17 protein-coding genes are annotated in these 18,382 nt (G+C 45.1%); 4 read left to right on the top strand and 13 right to left on the bottom strand.

The features are described 5' to 3' along the window. Positions 1–18 precede the first annotated feature (18 nt). The gene (locus CYJ98_RS03515) at positions 19–1,230 is read left to right on the top strand and encodes an acetate kinase (protein WP_101756269.1); all 1,212 of its coding nucleotides are present in this window, start codon (positions 19–21) and stop codon (positions 1,228–1,230) included. A 74-nt stretch (positions 1,231–1,304) separates the two neighbouring features. On the opposite strand, the gene purM is transcribed toward CYJ98_RS03515, so the two are convergent. Then, positions 1,305–2,339, bottom strand: a complete 1,035-nt coding sequence (gene purM / locus CYJ98_RS03510; protein ID WP_101756268.1) for a phosphoribosylformylglycinamidine cyclo-ligase — start codon at positions 2,337–2,339, stop codon at positions 1,305–1,307. Between the two features lie 203 nt (positions 2,340–2,542). Between purM and CYJ98_RS03505 the strand changes: the two genes are divergently transcribed. Together CYJ98_RS03505 and CYJ98_RS03500 are read left to right on the top strand one after the other, a co-directional pair. Then, positions 2,543–3,613, top strand: coding sequence for an AI-2E family transporter (locus tag CYJ98_RS03505; protein ID WP_101756267.1), 1,071 nt, complete (start codon positions 2,543–2,545; stop codon positions 3,611–3,613). Positions 3,614–3,679: 66 nt separating this feature from the next. Beyond that, positions 3,680–4,396, top strand: a complete 717-nt coding sequence (locus tag CYJ98_RS03500) for an S-methyl-5'-thioinosine phosphorylase (RefSeq protein WP_101756266.1) — start codon at positions 3,680–3,682, stop codon at positions 4,394–4,396. A 46-nt stretch (positions 4,397–4,442) separates the two neighbouring features. On the opposite strand, the gene CYJ98_RS03495 is transcribed toward CYJ98_RS03500, so the two are convergent. From CYJ98_RS03495 to CYJ98_RS03485, 3 genes are all read right to left on the bottom strand, one after another. After that, on the bottom strand, positions 4,443–4,937 hold the full coding sequence (locus CYJ98_RS03495; protein WP_234395607.1) for a hypothetical protein: 495 nt from the start codon (positions 4,935–4,937) through the stop codon (positions 4,443–4,445). Between the two features lie 143 nt (positions 4,938–5,080). Beyond that, the gene (locus CYJ98_RS03490) at positions 5,081–5,515 is read right to left on the bottom strand and encodes a hypothetical protein (protein ID WP_049322347.1); all 435 of its coding nucleotides are present in this window, start codon (positions 5,513–5,515) and stop codon (positions 5,081–5,083) included. Beyond that, positions 5,508–6,815: a homoserine dehydrogenase gene (locus CYJ98_RS03485; protein WP_101756264.1), complete on the bottom strand. Its 1,308-nt coding sequence runs from the start codon at positions 6,813–6,815 to the stop codon at positions 5,508–5,510. Before CYJ98_RS03485 ends, CYJ98_RS03490 begins: the two co-directional genes overlap by 8 nt. Before the next feature lie 206 nt (positions 6,816–7,021). On the opposite strand from CYJ98_RS03485, the gene CYJ98_RS03480 reads away from it, so the two are divergent. Beyond that, positions 7,022–7,396: an Mth938-like domain-containing protein gene (locus tag CYJ98_RS03480; RefSeq protein WP_049343859.1), complete on the top strand. Its 375-nt coding sequence runs from the start codon at positions 7,022–7,024 to the stop codon at positions 7,394–7,396. An 86-nt stretch (positions 7,397–7,482) separates the two neighbouring features. On the opposite strand, the gene CYJ98_RS03475 is transcribed toward CYJ98_RS03480, so the two are convergent. The 9 genes from CYJ98_RS03475 to CYJ98_RS03435 all read right to left on the bottom strand — a co-directional run bounded on the left by CYJ98_RS03475 (position 7,483) and on the right by CYJ98_RS03435 (position 18,361). Next, positions 7,483–7,842 carry an RHS domain-containing protein gene (locus CYJ98_RS03475; RefSeq protein ID WP_101756263.1) on the bottom strand — a complete coding sequence of 120 codons (360 nt, stop codon included), beginning with the start codon at positions 7,840–7,842 and terminating at the stop codon, positions 7,483–7,485. A gap of 43 nt (positions 7,843–7,885) precedes the next feature. After that, entirely contained in the window at positions 7,886–8,308 is a 423-nt protein-coding gene (locus CYJ98_RS03470; protein ID WP_143485314.1) for a hypothetical protein, read from the bottom strand. Positions 8,309–8,576: 268 nt separating this feature from the next. Beyond that, on the bottom strand, positions 8,577–8,954 hold the full coding sequence (locus CYJ98_RS03465) for a hypothetical protein (protein WP_244169026.1): 378 nt from the start codon (positions 8,952–8,954) through the stop codon (positions 8,577–8,579). Between the two features lie 187 nt (positions 8,955–9,141). Next, positions 9,142–9,570: a hypothetical protein gene (locus CYJ98_RS03460; protein WP_101756260.1), complete on the bottom strand. Its 429-nt coding sequence runs from the start codon at positions 9,568–9,570 to the stop codon at positions 9,142–9,144. Next, positions 9,567–13,520 (bottom strand): RHS repeat-associated core domain-containing protein, encoded by a 3,954-nt coding sequence (locus tag CYJ98_RS03455; protein WP_167382878.1) that lies wholly within the window; start codon positions 13,518–13,520, stop codon positions 9,567–9,569. Before CYJ98_RS03455 ends, CYJ98_RS03460 begins: the two co-directional genes overlap by 4 nt. A 627-nt stretch (positions 13,521–14,147) precedes the next feature. Next, positions 14,148–16,955 carry a type VI secretion system Vgr family protein gene (locus CYJ98_RS03450; RefSeq protein ID WP_101756258.1) on the bottom strand — a complete coding sequence of 936 codons (2,808 nt, stop codon included), beginning with the start codon at positions 16,953–16,955 and terminating at the stop codon, positions 14,148–14,150. 534 nt (positions 16,956–17,489) lie between these two features. Continuing rightward, entirely contained in the window at positions 17,490–17,624 is a 135-nt protein-coding gene (locus CYJ98_RS03445; protein ID WP_234394578.1) for a zinc-binding dehydrogenase, read from the bottom strand. A 96-nt stretch (positions 17,625–17,720) separates the two neighbouring features. Continuing rightward, a complete protein-coding gene (locus CYJ98_RS03440; RefSeq protein ID WP_199903559.1) occupies positions 17,721–18,179 on the bottom strand; it encodes a hypothetical protein in 459 nt (152 codons plus the stop codon). Continuing rightward, on the bottom strand, positions 18,131–18,361 hold the full coding sequence (locus CYJ98_RS03435) for an alcohol dehydrogenase catalytic domain-containing protein (protein WP_199903558.1): 231 nt from the start codon (positions 18,359–18,361) through the stop codon (positions 18,131–18,133). Before CYJ98_RS03435 ends, CYJ98_RS03440 begins: the two co-directional genes overlap by 49 nt. Positions 18,362–18,382: the final 21 nt, after the last annotated feature.

The following is an 18,382-nucleotide window of genomic DNA, read 5'->3' as shown; positions in this document are numbered from 1 at the left end:
ATTCAAAGGAGAAACACCATGTCCAACCAACTCATTCTTGTTCTGAACTGCGGCAGCTCTTCACTCAAAGGTGCCGTTATCGACCGTAAAAACGGCAAAGTTCTTCTGAGCTGTCTCGGCGAACGCTTGGGTACGCCCGAAGCAATCATTACGTTCAACAAAGACGGTAAAAAATGCCAAACTGCTTTGACCAGCCGTAACGACCACGCCGGTGCAGTAGGCATGTTGCTGAAAGAACTGGAAAAACATGGTCTGCACGACCAAATTAAAGCCATCGGCCACCGCATCGCACACGGCGGCGAAAAATACAGCGAATCTGTTTTGATCGACCAAGCAGTCATGGACGAACTCAATGCCTGCATTCCGCTCGCTCCGCTGCACAACCCTGCCAATATCAACGGTATTTTGGCCGCACAAGAACATTTCCCGGGTCTGCCCAATGTCGGCGTGATGGATACTTCGTTCCACCAAACCATGCCGGAGCGTGCCTACACTTATGCAGTTCCGCGTGAATTGCGCAAAAAATACGCTTTCCGCCGCTACGGTTTCCACGGTACCAGCATGCGTTATGTTGCCCCTGAAGCCGCACGGATTTTGGGCAAACCGCTGGAAGACATCCGTATGATTATTGCCCACTTAGGCAACGGCGCATCCATTACCGCCATTAAAAACGGCAAATCCGTTGACACCAGTATGGGTTTCACGCCGATCGAAGGTTTGGTAATGGGTACACGTTGCGGCGACATCGATCCGGGCGTATACAGCTATCTGACTTCCCATGCCGGTTTGGATGTTGCCCAAGTTGATGAAATGTTGAACAAAAAATCAGGATTGCTCGGTATTTCCGAACTTTCCAACGACTGCCGTTCTTTGGAAATCGCGGCGGACGAAGGTCATGAAGGTGCACGTTTGGCCCTAGAAGTCATGACCTACCGCCTTGCCAAATACATTGCTTCGATGGCTGTGGCTTGCGGCGGCGTAGATGCGCTCGTGTTTACCGGCGGTATCGGCGAAAACTCGCGTAATATCCGTGCCAAAACCGTTTCCTATCTTGATTTCTTGGGTCTACACATCGACACCAAAGCCAATATGGAAAAACGCTACGGCAATTCAGGCATTATCAGCCCGACCGATTCCTCTCCGGCTGTTTTGGTCGTTCCAACCAATGAAGAGCTGATGATTGCCCACGATACGGCGCAGTTGGCCGGCTTTTTGGAGGAAGTAGGCTAGGGCGAAGATTTTCTTAGCCCATAAACAATAAAAAGTGCGGATTTATCATCCGCACTTTTTTAATTACAGCTTAATCAAGCCACTTGGGTTTGATGTTCGTCGCCGTTGCGCTCACGAACTGCACCCAATCGGTAAACGGTTTCGCCTTGTTCGCTCAAGAATGCCTGTACTGCATCGGCATCTTCTTTGGCAATGATTACGACCATGCCGATACCGCAGTTGAAGGTACGGTACATTTCTTGGGTTTCCACATTGCCTGCTTTTTGCAGCCATTGGAACAGTTTAGGCAATTCCCACGCTTTGGCATCGATTTGTGCAACAGTATTTTCAGGCAAAACGCGAGGTACGTTTTCGGTAATGCCGCCGCCGGTAATATGGGCCATGCCTTTAATGGTGAATTTCTCCAAAGCGGCAAGGATAGGTTTCACATACAGGCGAGTAGGGGCGATGATGGCTTCGCGCAAGGTTTTGCCGTTGTCAAATTCCGCGTCCAAATCAGGATTGTCGCGCTCGATGATTTTGCGTACCAACGAATAGCCGTTGGAGTGTGCGCCGTTGGAAGCCAAGCCCAAAACAACGTCTCCGGCCTGAATGTTGCGGCCGTTGATGACGCGTTCTTTTTCAACCACGCCGACGGCAAAACCGGCCAAGTCGTATTCGCCTTCGGGATACATGCCCGGCATTTCGGCAGTTTCACCGCCAATCAAAGCGCAACCGGATTCTTCACAGCCTTGGGCAATGCCTTTAATCACATCAGTCGCGCGGGCAACATCCAGCTTGCCGCAAGCGAAATAGTCCAAGAAGAACAAAGGTTCCGCACCTTGAACCAAAATGTCGTTGACGCTCATGGCAACCAAATCGATGCCGACAGTATCGTGTTTATCCCAGTCGAATGCCAGTTTCAGCTTGGTGCCGACGCCGTCCGTACCGGAAACCAATACCGGATTTTTGTATTTTTTGCCAATTTCGACCAAAGCGCCGAAACCGCCCAAATCACCCAACACTTCAGGGCGCATAGTACGCTTGGCAAAGGGTTTGATGTTTTCGACCAGTTGATCGCCTGCGTCGATATCCACGCCTGCGTCACGATAGCTCAAAGAAGTGCTCATTGGATTTCCTTATTCGGGTATGGGTAGATTGTCGGAGCGTATTTTATCTTAAATTGAAGGATTCAGGCTGAATTTTTTGGCATTATTGTCAACAATTGTTATTTTATCTTAATAGCCGTCGCGCGTTCAGACGGCCTTTGTGAATCTGTTATACTGCTTATTTATTTTGAACACCTTAAGCATCAATTGGAGAACACCTTTTTATGTATCAAAAGAAAACGCGCGGCGCAAAACCGTGGATTATTATGGCTTGCGTTATCGCAGCCTTTATTTGGCTTTTATATGCTTTGGGCGATGTTTTGACACCGTTTATTGTGGCCGCCGTTTTGGCCTATGTTTTGAATCCCTTGGTTGAGTGGCTGCAATTGAAGCGTATCCGTCGCGCGCCGGCCTCTATGATTATTATGGCGTTTGCCTTGCTGGTATTGCTGTCGTTGGTACTGATTATCGTGCCTATGTTGTTGAACCAGTTTAACAATCTGGCCGAACGCCTGCCACAAATCGTAGGCTTTGTTCAAAACAAATTGCTGCCGTGGCTCAATAGCGTCAGCGGGGATTATATTCAAATCGATCAAGAATCAATTATTGCATGGTTGCAGTCGCATACGGATGAGTTGAGCAATACGCTTAAAGAATGGATTCCTACCTTGATGCGTCAAAGCGGCAACGTGATCAGCGGCGTCAGCAATTTGGTGTTGTTGCCTTTGTTGCTGTATTACTTCTTGTTGGATTGGAAACGTTGGTCTTCCGGAATCAGCAAATTGGTTCCGCGTCGTTTTATCGAAACCTACACGCGTATCAGCAGCAATATGGATGAAGTTTTGGGCGAGTTCCTGCGCGGCCAGCTGATGGTTATGATGATTATGGGCTTGATCTATGGCTTGGGCTTGATGCTGGTCGGTTTGGATTCCGGCTTTGCCATCGGTATGATTGCCGGTATTTTGGTATTTATTCCGTATTTGGGTGCATTTACCGGCCTTTTGCTGGCAACAGTTGCCGCACTTTTGCAATATGGCTCATGGCAGGGCTTGTTGATGGTCTGGGCTGTATTCGGTGTCGGACAATTCTTGGAAAGCTATTTCATTACACCTAAAATCGTCGGCGACCGCATCGGTTTGTCGCCTTTCTGGGTGATTTTCTCGTTGATGGCTTTCGGACAACTGATGGGTTTTGTTGGTATGCTTGCCGGTCTGCCACTTGCCGCTGTGACGCTTGTTTTATTGCGTGAGGGCGCATCTGCCTATTTCGGCAGCCATTTCTACAAACATAAATAAATCGATAATATTAAGGCCGTCTGAAATCCAAGTCTCAGACGGCCATTGATAACAAAGAAAGTCTATATGTTAGCCATTATCGGCGGCAGCGGTTTGACCAAACTGCCGGAACTCGAAATTACTGAACGAAAAATCGTACGCACCCCTTACGGCTTAACCAGCAGCCCTATTTTGTTCGGCAGGTTAGGGCGCTTGGACATTGTTTTCCTTGCCCGACACGGCTTCAGTCATACCATCGCGCCGCATGAAATCAACTACCGCGCCAATATCTGGGCGTTGCACTCTTTAGGCGTTGCAAACATCATTGCCATTTCTTCAGTCGTCGGTATCAATCCTGATTTTGAAAACGGCAGTTTGGTGTTGCCGGACGATTTGATCGACTATACCTATGGCCGTAAAGATACTTTTTTTGAAGGCCAAGAATGCCCTGTCGTCCATACCGATTTTTTCAACCCTTATTGCGATGAATTGCGACAAGAATTGTTGAATATCACGAAAGCGCATAATGTGCCGATTTACGACTCCGCCGTTTATGGCTGCCTGCAAGGCCCGCGCCGTCCAACTCGCGCTGAAATCGCCCGTTATCGACGTGACGGTGTAGATGTACTCGGTATGACCGGCATGCCCGAAGCCGTTTTAGCCAGAGAGTTGAAAATGGCCTATGCCCACTTTTGCAGCGTCAGCAGTATTGATTGCTTTGATAGCGGAGTAGGGACTGAGGGCTGTAATGAACAGACTTCTATGACGATGACGAAAATCCGACAATTATTGAATGGTTTGTAACTGATAATGCCGTCTGAAATAATGTTTTCAGACGGCATTGTTTTATTTAGGAAGCCGTTTCACGCGCCCAATGAGGTAGGGAGGCTTTTTGTTTGCGGAACGAGGCAAGTTGCATGCCCCGACATTTTTCAAAAATCAATTCGACCCCGCTTTGCAGCTGCAAAATTAAGTTGGTATTCGTTTCCGTTTTAATAAAATCGATATTGCGTTGTACCAAGCGTTGAATGACGGCATATACATCAAGGCAGCCATTTGCAAAAAACCACGGATTCAACTTTACCCAACGACCGCCGCTTAATGCAGCATCAGGCTGAAAATCAGCACGAATTTGTGTCAAACGATTGTCGGAGAAATGCAGTTCAATATCGCCATAAAGCCAAATATTCCAGCCTTTTTGCACCAACAAGCCTTTAGGGACGCAATCAGGCGCAGGAAACATCTGCAAAATAGACTCTGCCGATTGTCCGATTTCCAGATAGTCAAACCGGCCGGTATACAAAAAATCATAAATATCAACGGCAATAGGAAAGTGGTAACGCATGGCAACAACCATAGAAAAGCGATTAACCAGGCTATCTTAAACTTAAAATATAATGAAATCAATTCTTATTACTATTTATTTATATAAGAAAGGCCGTCTGTTGTTCAGATGGCCTTGTATCTTTGGTTTAAACCGATATTGGTTTACTCAGCCTTTAAATCAGCTACGCATTGCTTATCGCGTGCCTCAAAAGCTTCCGCGCCACCCAAGAGCTTGAGTTGCTCCTCAGGGCTGATTTTGCCGAAGTTTCGGATTTGCTCGTCAGAGAGTTTGCTTAAAGGCTGATCCCACATACAGACACAATAGTCTTGAGCCAATTTCTCGTTTTGCGCATCCAAACCTTTTGCCTTCAAATCAGCTTGCCATTTTTCAGCAAAAGGAATGTTTTTCACGCAAGATTCCACCACATTTTGTTTCATCTGTGGCTTGTTCATGGCGCATTGTGAGAGCAGGGCGGTCAGAGCCAGCAAAGACAAAATAATCCATGCCCAAATGCGGATGGTGCGGATTTTTGCCTTGGCTTTCTTTCTGGCCGCCAGTTGTTCTTCAGACGGCCTTTCCGTTTGTTGCTCAGTCATGCAGGCTTTCCATGCGGATCATGGTGATCGGAGCATCCACGCAACTCAGCGCTTCAATCGCAGCGATAGCGCGTTTGACGTTGTGTTCCACTGTGGTGTGGGTCAGAATCACAATTTCGGCAGTACTTTGATTAATCACGCCTTTTTGAATCAGAGCCTCGATAGAAACATTTTCTTTGGCCAAGAGTGCGGCAATTTGACCCAAAGTGCCCGGTTCGTCAGTTGCTTGAACGCGCAGATAGTAGCTGCTGGTGATTTCATCCATAGACAGAATATTTTGCGCTTGAACTTGAGAAGGTTGGAATGCCAAGTGAGGAACACGATGGTCAGTTTCCGCTTCAATCAGGCGGGCAATATCAATGATGTCGGCAACTACGGCAGAAGCAGTCGGCAATGCACCGGCGCCCGCACCGTAATACAAGGTTTCACCAACCATATCGGCATTGACACGGACAGCATTCATCACGCCGTTAACGTTAGCCAGCAAACGGCTTTCAGGAATCAGAGTAGGGTGTACGCGCAACTCGATACCTTTGTCGGTTTTACGGGTAATACCCAACAACTTGATACGATAGCCAAGTTCTTCAGCGTATTTGATATCGCGGCTGTCGAGTTTGCTGATGCCTTCCAAATAACAGGCAGAAAAGTTCATCGGCGTACCAAATGCCAATGCGCTCATAATCGTAATTTTATGGCCGGCATCATGACCTTCGATATCAAAAGTAGGGTCAGCTTCTGCATAGCCCAAAGCCTGAGCTTCTTTCAAGACGTCTGCAAACGCGCTGCCTTTTTCACGCATTTCAGTAAGAATGAAGTTGCTGGTACCATTAATAATACCGGCAATACTGCGGATTTGGTTCGCAGCCAAACCTTCACGCAAAGCCTTGATAATAGGGATACCGCCGGCAACAGCAGCTTCAAACTGTACCATGACATTTTTTTCTTCCGCCAAAGGGAAAATTTCATTGCCGTATTCAGCCAGCAGTTTTTTATTGGCAGTAACAATGTGTTTGCCGTTTTCAATCGCTTTCAATACCGCATCTTTGGCAATACCGGTACCGCCAAACAATTCCACAACAACATCAACATCTTGATGTTGAACCAGCTCAAACGGATCTTTGATAAAAGCAGCATTTGGGCAAATTTGTTTGGCTTTTTCTTCGCTCAAATCACAAACAGCAGAAATACGAACTTCACGTCCCAAGCGGCGGCTGATTTCCGCAGCGTTGTTCTGCAATACAGTAGCCGTACCGCCACCGACTGTACCCAAACCTAAAAGACCGATATTTACTGGCTTCATTGTGTCTCCTTTTGAGCCGATACTTTAAAATAATCACGAAAAACCAAGGCTTGTTATAATCGCTTGCAATCGTAAATTCAGAGCAAAGCATCAATGCACAAGGTCAAACGTTGAATCCTACCTGATATTGCTTGATTTTGCACCTTTTTTTGCAAGTTTCCCAAGACCGTTTGAAAAATCGTTCTACCATAAAAACAGGAATTGCCATGAAAATCACAGAAAACCATATCGATGAAGCAGCATCATTTTTTTCATCCTCACAAGGCATATTGCAAATCGGAGAACAAACATATTCAGAACCCATTTGCTGGCAAGATGGCAAAGTGAGCATCATCCCTCAAACAACCATCGAGGAATTAAACGAACAAATTTTTATATCAGCAATTGAAATAGCAGAAAACCGTCCTGAAGTCATTATTATAGGTACAGGAGAAAAACAAAAATTTCTGCATCCCAAAATTGCCGCAGCCTTATCAGCTTACGGAGTCGGCCTTGAATGCATGAATACAGCCTCAGCTTGCCGAACTTTAGTTTTGCTGCAAGGCGAAGGACGAAGCGCATGGGCTTGGTTGTGGCCATAATTTGTAGAAAAGACTTTTGCATCATACCAGTTCAGATTCGCATAATTTATATTATGTTAAATTCATATACCTAGTATTTTAGTCTATTAATTCCTGCTTCTCCTAGTTGTACAATCACTTACGAAATTCAAAAGTAAAAGGCCGTCTGAAAGGTTTTTCAGACGGCCTTTTTGTTTATATCCCCCCAGCCTTTTCTCAACAAATCCCTTGTTGTTAAATCCCCGTTTTTTTTTCAATTTCATCCAGCATTCTTTTGGTTGTAATAACAAAACGGTTGTAGTGCAGCCTGTTCTTTTCATCATGATACTGAACAGAACGTGGACTTTGAGGCCGTCTGAAACGATTTCGTTACGGATTCTGCCCCATGCTTCGTATTTGGCCGTCCATACGGCTTCGCCTTTTGCATTATGTGCGGCAATCGGCGTACCCAGATGGTCAATGATCAATTAATCATATGATCCTAAGCCTACGAATTTCTTAAGAATTTAGCTAATTTAATGTAGTGATCAAAAGAGTTATTGCAGCTTGCTTTGCATCATAAGTGAAACTTAAATAATCCCATACGATATTCGAATTCTTAAATTCTAATTTCATTGGGTTGATAAGCTCATAACTTGAAGCCAAAATAGGATATTTCTTAATAAACCTACGAACAATCTTCGAATTAAGTATAGTATTATCTAAATAAACATAATCTTTAAATATGATATAAATATCAATTTTATGAGAGATAACGATTATTATATTTGCCTTTTCACTTAGGTATGTAATGTCTCTATCAAATACATAGCTGTTTCTAGAAAATGTAAAAAACTCCTTTAATTTATTTAGAAATTTTTCCGTAAAATCAATGGCTATATTATTATCTATCGTAATTCTTTTATGATTCATAGATACTTGTAAGTTATTCATATCATTTTCCATAATTAATCAATTTAGAGGCCTTCTGAGACAGTTTCTTGACGGATTCTACCCCATACTTCGTATTCGGCCATCCATGCGGATTGGTTTCGGGAGCGTAACTGTACGGCTCAGTGGATGCCCAAATGTCTTTGCTTCATGCGATACAATATTTTTAACTGAAAAGGCCGTCCGAAAAGAGGGTAAGCTTTTCAGACGGCCTTAATATTTTACATTATTAATCCAATCTACTTTTCACTCAGCATTCTTAAGATTAAACTTATGCCCGAATACCATGGTAAATGAATATATATTTATCATCTTTTTTATGGATAGAACCTTCTAATGTGAGGTCAGTTTCTTCATTATCTGCATATAAACAACTTTCGATCCCTATAATTTCTTCAGTATTATTCATTTTATATATTTCAAATATTGCTCTGTTATCATTTTGTGCAGTTACCGCAATTTCTTTAGGTGCCAATGATAATTTTTTATCTGAAATATTTTCATAATCTAATTCTTCCAAAATTTCATCATACACATTTTTATTAAGCTGAAATTTAATTTCAAGCTGTTTAAAATCTCTTTGATTCAATAAATTCAAAAATTCTTCTATAAGATCAAAAAAATTCTCTTTTATTTGGAATGTAAACATATTTATTTCCTTCTACTTGGACCACAGCATAGGTGTAATTGTCTTCGCTACCGGCAGGATGAAAGTGAGTGCTTTGCTTGAGCAGATCGGTATGTTCAAGCAGTCTGCCTTCCACATTATACAGGTAGTATTCCCTCATGCCATCTGCTTGAACAACAGCCTTGGGAGAACACATCCTATTAGTTTATTAAAGTTTTAATTCTTCAAAATGGTTGTTTATCAAAATATCTGAAACAGAAGATAAATCCATTAATGCTTCATTAATTATATAATTTTTCAAATTTTCTGTAGAACTTGAGTAGTAAACAGTTGTTGCCAAATTTACAAAGTATCTTTCACCACTTATAGATATAATTTTATCGTCATCCGTAATAAAATAAATACCTTTCCCTTCAAGATAAATTATATGATTTTTTCTTAAATCTACAGTCCACTCTTCAACTAATTTATTTACACATGCATTTTCAATATACAACTCAAAATAATGGCTATAAGAAAAATCTATACCAGCTTTAATAAATAAATTTTTTCCAAAGAATTTTGACTCAAAATCAGCCCAAAATTCATCTTGAAATTTCTTATTTACTTCTTTTATAAAATTTTTAAATTCAATCATTTAATTACTCCTGATGGCAGCTTGATATGCGTCATATCTGCTGCTTTATTAGCTAGTGGATTGATATTTGCTGTTTTTAAAAATTTATTTGGATACCAATTACCTAATGCATCGCCATATTCCCATCCGTACCCTTGTTTTGTATTACAATCGACCCCCTGCCTTCTTCTAGCCACTCTATAAGTTGTTGTCATATTTGAAGTGGATCCTGAAGGCGCACTAGCGTCAGGACCATGAATACGAACTTCATAATCGTACCCTCCAACAGACCATTTTTCTTTGAATCTAGCAGGATACTTACTTCCAGTTTTAAAGCCCTGACGATTTAACGCCCTTTTTAATAAAGTAGGTGCAGAAAATGATTTGGGAGCAATTTGGCATAAACCTAACTCATCTACCCATTGATTTGGGTTATTTACGTATGAATATAAATTCTCTCCCCCTTGCAACCCAATCGGGTCCTGACTTACAAACCGCCCGATTTCAGGGTCGTAATACCGGAAACGGTTGTAGTGCAGCCCGCTTTCTTCGTCGTAATACTGACCTTGGAAACGGAACGGGATGTTGGCTTTGAGGCCGTCTGAAACGGTTTCTTTGCGGATTCTGCCCCATGCTTCGTATTCGGCCGTCCATACGGCTTCGCCTTTGGCATTGTGTGCGGCAATCGGTGTGCCGAGATGGTCGAGTTGGTAATAAACCAATTCAGGCTGGGCTTCGGAGTGCCCTTGGGGTTCGGGCGGGATTTTCAGCAGCGGATCGGTTTCGGGGTCGTAGCTGTACGGTTCGGCGGGTTTGTCTTCCCTTTCTATGCCTATCGGTGAGGCCGTCTGAAATTGCGCCAGCGGTTCGAATGTACCGGGTTCGAACAGGTAATGGGTGTTTTGTCCGTTTGTGCTTTCGATGGCAAGGGTGTCTTCCTGCCAGTGGTAGACGGTGGTTTCTCCGTTGCGGATTTTGGCGGTACGCCTGCCTAAGGGGTCGTAGCGGTATTCGGTACTGCCGTTGCGGTTTTCTATTTTAACGAGTTGGTTGTAGCCGTTCCAATGGTAGTCTGTGGTTTCGCCATTGCGGGTTTTGCGGATCAGGTTGCCGCGTTGGTCATAGTCGTAGTGTACGCCTGCGTACTCTTTAAGCAGGTTGCCCCAGACTTTGTTTAGGGACGGTTTTTCTTGGCTGTTTGTTTGGCCTGTATGGTCTTGTTTGTTGCCGCTTAGGTCAAGACGGTTATCGGCTGGGTCAAAGGCGAAGGTTTCGCTAAAATCGGGAGTGACGGCGGCGATCAGTCTGCCGATGGGATCGTAGCGGTATTGGGTTTGACCTCCTCTGCTTTGGATATGGGTCAGTTGTCCGGCGGCATCGTAGCCGTATTCGCGCCGGCTGCGGTTGTGGATTTGCTGCAGGATTCTGCCCATGGGGTCGTATTGTGTTTGTTGGCGGATATGTTTGCCAAAGGTGCGTTCGGTTTCGCGGTGTAGTTTGTCGCGTTCGAAGGCCGCTATTTCGTTACGGTTGAGGGTAATGCCGTGCAGGTGGCCGCTGCCATAGTGGAGATAACCGATACGCTGCCCGTCGGGACGGATGGTTTCGGTACGGTTGCCCAATGCATCGTAGCGATGATGCCAGACGTGGCTTCGGGCTGTGCCGTCCAGGCTGTCGTGACGGTACTCCCTGATAAGGTTGCCAAGTTTGTCGTAGAAGTATTGGTGGCGGCTGTGGGCGTTTTGGGTTCCTGCCAGCCTGCCGCTTGGGTCATAGGCGTAGTTTTCTTTGTCGGTTTCGTGTATCTCGCCGTTTTCATTGGTTACAAGGATGCTGCGGCTTTCGATACGGCCAGCGGGATCGTATTCCAGTTTGGTGACAGTACCGGCTTCATCTATGCGTTCAAGTACGCCGCTGCCTTGGGTGTAATGGTAGCGGGTGATTTTACCGTCAAAGCCTTTTTCTTCGGTCAGCGCGCCGACGCTGTTGTAGCGGAAACCGTAAAGATCGCCGTTTTGGTTCAGTAACCCGATTAAGCGGCTGCTGAGATCGTAGCGGTATTGGACTTGTTGTCCAAGTGCATCAGTACGGATGAAGAGACGGCCACCTTTGTCATAGGTATAGTGAGTGCTTTGCTTGAGCGGGTCGGTATGCTCAAGCAGTCTACCTTCCGCATCATACAGATAGGATTCCCTCGTGCCGTCTGCTTGGACCACAGCTTCGGGATTGCCCCGTGAGTCATAGCTATAGTGTGTGCTGTTGCCTTCGGCATCGGTTTGGGTCTGCAGACGGCCCCTATCATCATATTGCCAGCGGCTGGTATAGCCGGAGCAGTCGGTATGACTTAAGATTTGTCCATCCTTCGTCCAAGTCAGGGTTTTAATACCACCAAGTGCGTCGGTGATTTCTATCGGTAAGCCTGCATCGTTATAGCGATAGTGGGTTTCGTTCTCTTCGGGGTCTGTTTCGAGAATCATGTTGCCGTTGGCATCATATTGACGTAACCAGCGGTGTCCCTCGGGGTCGGTAACGGCAGTCAGATTATTATCGGCATCGTATTCGAAAGAAACGACACTACCATCGGCTCGGATGTGCTCGAGCAGATTGTCTTTGTCATCATAGGTGTAATTGTCCTCACTACCGTCAGGATGAATATGAGTCGTAATGTTTTTACGGTCATCTCGGAAAAACCATTCTTCGGTATGATCAGGATAAATAATCCGATAAGTATAGTTTTCTGCATCATACAGATAACTGGTCTCATAGCCATAAGCATCAGTTACAATCGTTTCACGGATGTTTTCATCCCATCTCAACCTTAACTCTCCGCTACCGTCATCGTTATATTCTCGAATACATTTAGCCCAATGGCGACGTCCTTGCCACTCAAGGTTGACACCTCTACCGGTACGGTCCGTATAACGCGTGATTAAGTGGTCTTGGTAAGCATATTCGTAAACATCTCCTGCCTCATCAGTAGCCTTGATAAGATTTCCAGCCTGATCATATTCGTAGCTTGCCAAAATACGGGCATTATCACCGGCTAATTCAATACGGCTGATTTTATCCTGTTCATTATAGTGAATAACCACCAGGCGGTTGTTGGTATCATTAATCCCAATCAAATGCTGCCCTGAATAATGGAAACCAAGTGCATTACCATTGCGATCTTTAATGGCCGATAATCGGAAAGCATTCCCATAACGCTCATAAATCTCCAGCAGATCTTTGCCAACGTTAAGGGTCAGCATATCTTCACTGACCCGCATCAGCGTAAAATCTTCTATCGGATGGTGATAAGCCCTGTCGGGTTCCAATAATGGGAAAGACACGGTCCGACCGTCAGAGGTATGGTACAACAACTCTTGTTTGCGGATACCGATGCGGGCGGTATAGGGGGTAATCCAGCGTGCGCCCAATTCACCTTTTTCATAGGTGATAAGGCCGGAACAGTAGGTACGGCCCCAGCTTATCGGCATGATGCCGGGCAGGGAGAAATCCACATGTGTAAATGTTTCTTGTCCGGAGGCAAAATCGATAGATTGTGGAGAAGCTCCGGTATCGCAACTTTTACATTTAGAAGGCTTGTCCTTACTTTTACTTTGCTGAGTAGCTGCATCCAGACGAGCGTTTGGGTTGGTTTTCTGAGCTTTACCAGTAACTGCAGCCGAACGGCCATGATTTTTACGTCTTTTAAGTGCCTCTAAAAGTAAGCTTAATAATTTTAATAAATCTCCTGCCAGACCCATAATCCGGGCATCCACTTTATGGCTATATCCATTCAATTGTGCTGCGATTGTTGTCAACTTGGTTTTAATCGATTCCGGAACCAATTTGGCAACAGCCGAGTTTGCCAAGTCTTTTGCAACGGCTTCAGTTTTATATCCTGCCGCTACACGATATAAATTGCGACCTTCTTCTGTCCATACAGTCCCTTTGTTAAAAGCTTCATCTGATTTTTGATGTAGCATGCGGGTATCAAAAACCTTCCCGGAAGCTATTTTTGATAAGGCATCTGCACTGGATGACAAGGTTCGCTGGGCATGACGGCTGACTTCCTTAAGCATGCTATCCATTTGTCCTTGGATAGTCATTATATAGCCTTCAATATCTCCCTTATGCCCCTCTAAGAAGTGATTGACAATTGCAGTAACAACAGGTTCTGTGAGAAGTCCTTTGTGCCGCAATGCTTGATCCCGTACTAAATGCAAGGTAGGACGTAATGTTACCCTTGCTGCATTACCGGCTCCCGGAATAATCCCGATAACATTAATAGCTAAATTCATCCAGTCGAGTGTATTGGTATCTTTTTTGTTGACCATCTCTTTAATCACAAACATTGTGTCAACAACAGCCATTGCATTGCCGATTACAGGTATGGATCCGGCAGCCATGGCCAGCCTATCCAAAGTGATATAGCCGTCTGAAATCTGTCTGAGCCAACTGTCAAATTTGTTAGCTCCTGCTCGGGCATCTTTGGTAAAAGTATTTTTAGGACCAACTGCAACTTTTGTATGTGGTGTTGTTTGCGAAGACATCTGGATATTACTCTTTAAAATATAAACTGATATAACAATAAAAATTGAATGGATTTCAGATTATTTCTTTTTGATATTAGATATAATCTTTTCAGCTGAAACAGGCTGTTGCTTGATGGATAAGCTTTTGGCTAAATCTTTATACGATAGATTTTTTACGTTGTCAGAAACTTGCTTCAATGCTTGTACTTGTGAAGCCAAATTTTTAACATCTGCCAAAAGTGAATTCACTTCTTTTTTCGCAAATTCAAATTGTGTAATTTGATTTTTATCTGATGTGATTTGCTTACCAATTGGCAAAACCCTAAAAGCTTCTTCGATGATATCTTTTTCATCATGGCCATCTCTCGGATCTTTACCAAAGACCACCTTTGCTGCACCTTCAGCCAGCCCGCTCACAACTGCATAACCATTACTATCTAAAATACCTTTGCGCACTTGTCCAGAGCTATCGATAACTGTGAATTTGCCTCCAGCTACCCCATCTTTCTTTGGCGTTGCATAATAATGAAGCAACTCAAGTTGCCCTTTGGCCGCTTTGGGCATAGAGCTTTGGACGGATTGGCTGGCAGGACCGACTTTCTGCCAAGCAGATGATTTATTGATAATCTGACCAGGCGTTCCAATTTCAACCTGCCCTCCTCCGATTGTGATGTATGAACCATCACAAACTAAAGTAAGCTTTTTCGCTGCAGAAATAGTGATTTCACCGTTTACACTATCGATACGGATATCTTTGGCCGCTGCAGCAGTAATATTGTCCTGTTGGGCTTGTAATGTAATGTCCCCTTTAGCCGCAACCATTTTAATGCCTATGGTTTGGGCAAAAAATCTGATCAATTCGCCGGCAGCAACAGTAAATTTTTTAAATGCACTGTTATGAATGTTATTGCCCGCAGTATGAAGAATGTTTTCAGTAGCACTGGTTTGAATATGCTTTGGTGTACTCAATACAATACCTGCCGGTGCACTGGCAATCAGGCCGGCATTTTTCAAACCTTTAGCATCCAAGTTACTCAGACTGCTACTGCCATATTGCCCCCCTTGATCCATTAAATCTTGACTCCCCCCATTTGCATCCTGATCACCTAGAGGGATTTCAGCACGTTTGGCGGCCTTAGCCAAACCCTGTGCCATATCTAATGCTTCTTTTAATTGCTGAATGGCTGCCTCCATATCTAGAACTTCACCATTGGCAGCACTTTGGGCATTTGCAGACAGAAATAAGCCTTTTCCTGCACGTACTGCTCCCCAATGATCTGTCCTTAGTTCAAAACCCTGTCCATCATCTCCCCGGATTTTTCGTTCACTATCAACAATATGACCAAGGTTTAGTTGAGTCTTACCGTATTCTGTAGCGAGTTTGATGTGTTCCTGTCCCTGCAGGTCTTCCATCCTCAGTTTGTTGTTCGCCCAGGTACGGATAACGTTGCGGGTATTCCAATCGGCAGGAATATGGTCGGTATGGGCGCTGTCGTGCATCACTCCGGAGATATACGGACGGTCGGGATTGCCTTGGACGAAGGAGAGCATCACTTCGGTGCCTTCGTGTAAGGGGAAGTGGATGCCGTATTCGGGACCGGCATACGGTTTGGCCAATCGAACGGGACGGCTTTCCCCGCCCGGACTCCATTCGTCCAAATCAAACGGTAATTTGACGCGGTAACGGCCCATATCGTCGATATAGGCGTAGGTGCAGTTCTCCGCAGCAGTGACCCGTGCCGGTAAGGTACCGTCGATATGCGGACGCGGGGTGGTGCGTTCGGGACGGTAGGTGAGTTGGGCGGGGATGGCGGTAAAGGTATGGCTGTAGGCGCTATCTCGGCTGCCGCTGTGTTCCATACTGAGTACCAGCCAGCCGTCGGGTGCTTCGGGGAAGGAGACATCGGTTTGGAACACCTTCATCGGTGCCATCGAAACGACGTTGCCGCCGCCGGCTGCGACGGTTTGACGGCAGAGGTTGGCTTCTTTCAACAGGGTCGTCTGAACTTGGGCTTCGTCGGTTGTTTTGGGATGAAGGCCCCAGTGCTGCTGTTTGCCCAATAAGACGGTATTGTCGGCTGATTCTTCGGACTGTTTGTTGTCGGTTTCGGCAAAAAGGTCGGTATCGGCACTGCGGTAGTTGTAGTCGGCCGTGCGTATGCCTTCGACGATGGGGTTGTGGCGGATGCTTAAGTTGAAGAGTGCTTCGGTACCGACACTCTCCAATCCGGCATGGGGTCGGTAGGAAACGGGTAAGCCTTGGCTGCGCCAATAGTGTGCGGGACTGTCGCCGAAGACGACTACGTCGCCATGTTGTTCATGCTGTTCGAAGGCATACCAAATGCCCTCTTCTTCACACAGACGGTTGATAAAGTCGAAGTCGCTTTCGAGATATTGGGTGACATACTCGCGTACAGCGTAGTTGCGGCTCTTTTGGAAACGGTAGTCGACACCGGAGAAGCCGTGGTGTTTGAAGACGGCGGCAACAATGTCGGGGACGGTTAGGTGTTGAAACAGCCGGGAGGTTTGGAAATGTTTCATTGCCGCGAAACGCGGCTCTAAAACAAAGCGGTAAACGGCTTCATCCTTGGATACCGACAACTTCTCGCATGAGGTGATAATGCCCTGCCATTGCTTCGCCGGCGGGTCGTCTGAAGCAGACCCGAATGCCCCGGCCACTTCCGACAATAAGCCTTCCTGCGGACGAATCTCAAACGCTGCGCGCTGGTTGAGGTAAGAAGACAGCGGCATTGAGGAATCGGTCGAGGTAACGGTGATTTCGACACGGTAAGCGGTATTGACCGCCTCGGAGGCGGTGAAGGAACGGACTGAAAGTGAGGGGGAAAAACGGGCGAAGGTGAGATGGTAGGATTGGAGGGCGGTCATGACTGAAAAGTTTTAGAATGACGATGAATCTTGTATGGTAACGGGGATAATGCCGATGGTAAAGCGAATGGGATGAATGGAAAAAAGTCTGTCCGAACGGTCGAAATAAGGGATAAAGAGACATTTCCCCCTGCCCTATTCCACCATTCAGGGAAAAAGTGGTAAATTAAGCAGCCACATTTCTCTTAAAAACCATTGATTTTATACTAAAAATTGGAGTATTATTAACTTACTCTCTAGAGTATCATTAATTCTCATTTGACATATAGGAACAATAAGCAGAATTTGTAGAAGAATAGGAAAAAGGAAATTAATTTATATTATGTTAAATTTATAATTCTAGTATGTTAGTCTGCTAAGTCCTGTTTCTTCTAGTTGTACAATCATTGTACAATCACTTACATAATTCAAATATAAAAGGCCATCTGAAGAATTTCAGACGGCCTTCTCTTTATCAATATCCATGAAACCAATTCAGATCACAGTTTTATTCCAAAGCATGATTAAATTTCTTTGATAGAATTTTAGATAGCCCTATTCATTGACTACCACCACTTTCCCAAACCCGTCCGCGCTTTGCAAAAAACGGTGGGCTTCGGGAACTTGTTCCAATGTAAACACGCGTTCAATTAAGATTTTCACATTAAATTGCCAGATATAGTCAAACATCGCATCCAGCTTGGCTTGCGACACATTGCCCGAATGAAAGGCGGTGAGATAGCTGTTGTTTTTGAGTTCGATAATCGGATCAAAACCGTTTACGTATCATATATTACCTAGCTGCCCTGTATTGCAGACGATGCCGTATTCGTTGATGCGGGTGAAAGAATCACACAAAGTTGCCGGCCCGACCAATTCCAGAATTTTGTCATAGCTTTGGTCGGTTTGTAGTTTGCCATCGGCTTCAGTAATCACTTCGTCAAATCCGACTGCTTGCAGATGGGTAGCTTTGGCAGGATTACGCGTTGAACCGTGTAATACGATATGCGGAAACCGTACTTTAAGAAGCTTTGCAAAGGCTATGCCCACACCGCTGCTGGCACCACGCACCAATACACGATCTTGCGGCGCGATACGAAGCTGCTGTAATGAGCCGAACGCGGTGTAGTAAGTTTCGGGAATTGCGGCAAGGGTTGTCCAATCCAAATCGGTATGTTTGGGGTAAATTTGCTCGTTTAGCAGCAACACATATTCGGCGTAGCTGCCGTCAAAGGCGCGCCCCATTTCTCTCCCATAATAGAGACGACCTTTTGTCCGACCGCCAGCGCAAGTGTGGAACTTTGCGCCACTTCGCTCACACATTCAATGCCCAAGATGCGCAGAAATTGGACAGACGGCGATTTACCTTCACGCGTGAAAATCTCGGAATGGTTGATGCAGAAGCCTTTGATTTTTACGGTTTTCATAATACCTTCCTAAGAATTTGA

It is taken from the genome of Neisseria perflava (genome assembly GCF_002863305.2).
Lineage (GTDB): Bacteria > Pseudomonadota > Gammaproteobacteria > Burkholderiales > Neisseriaceae > Neisseria > Neisseria perflava_A.
This window is presented reverse-complemented; position numbering and strand designations above follow the sequence as displayed.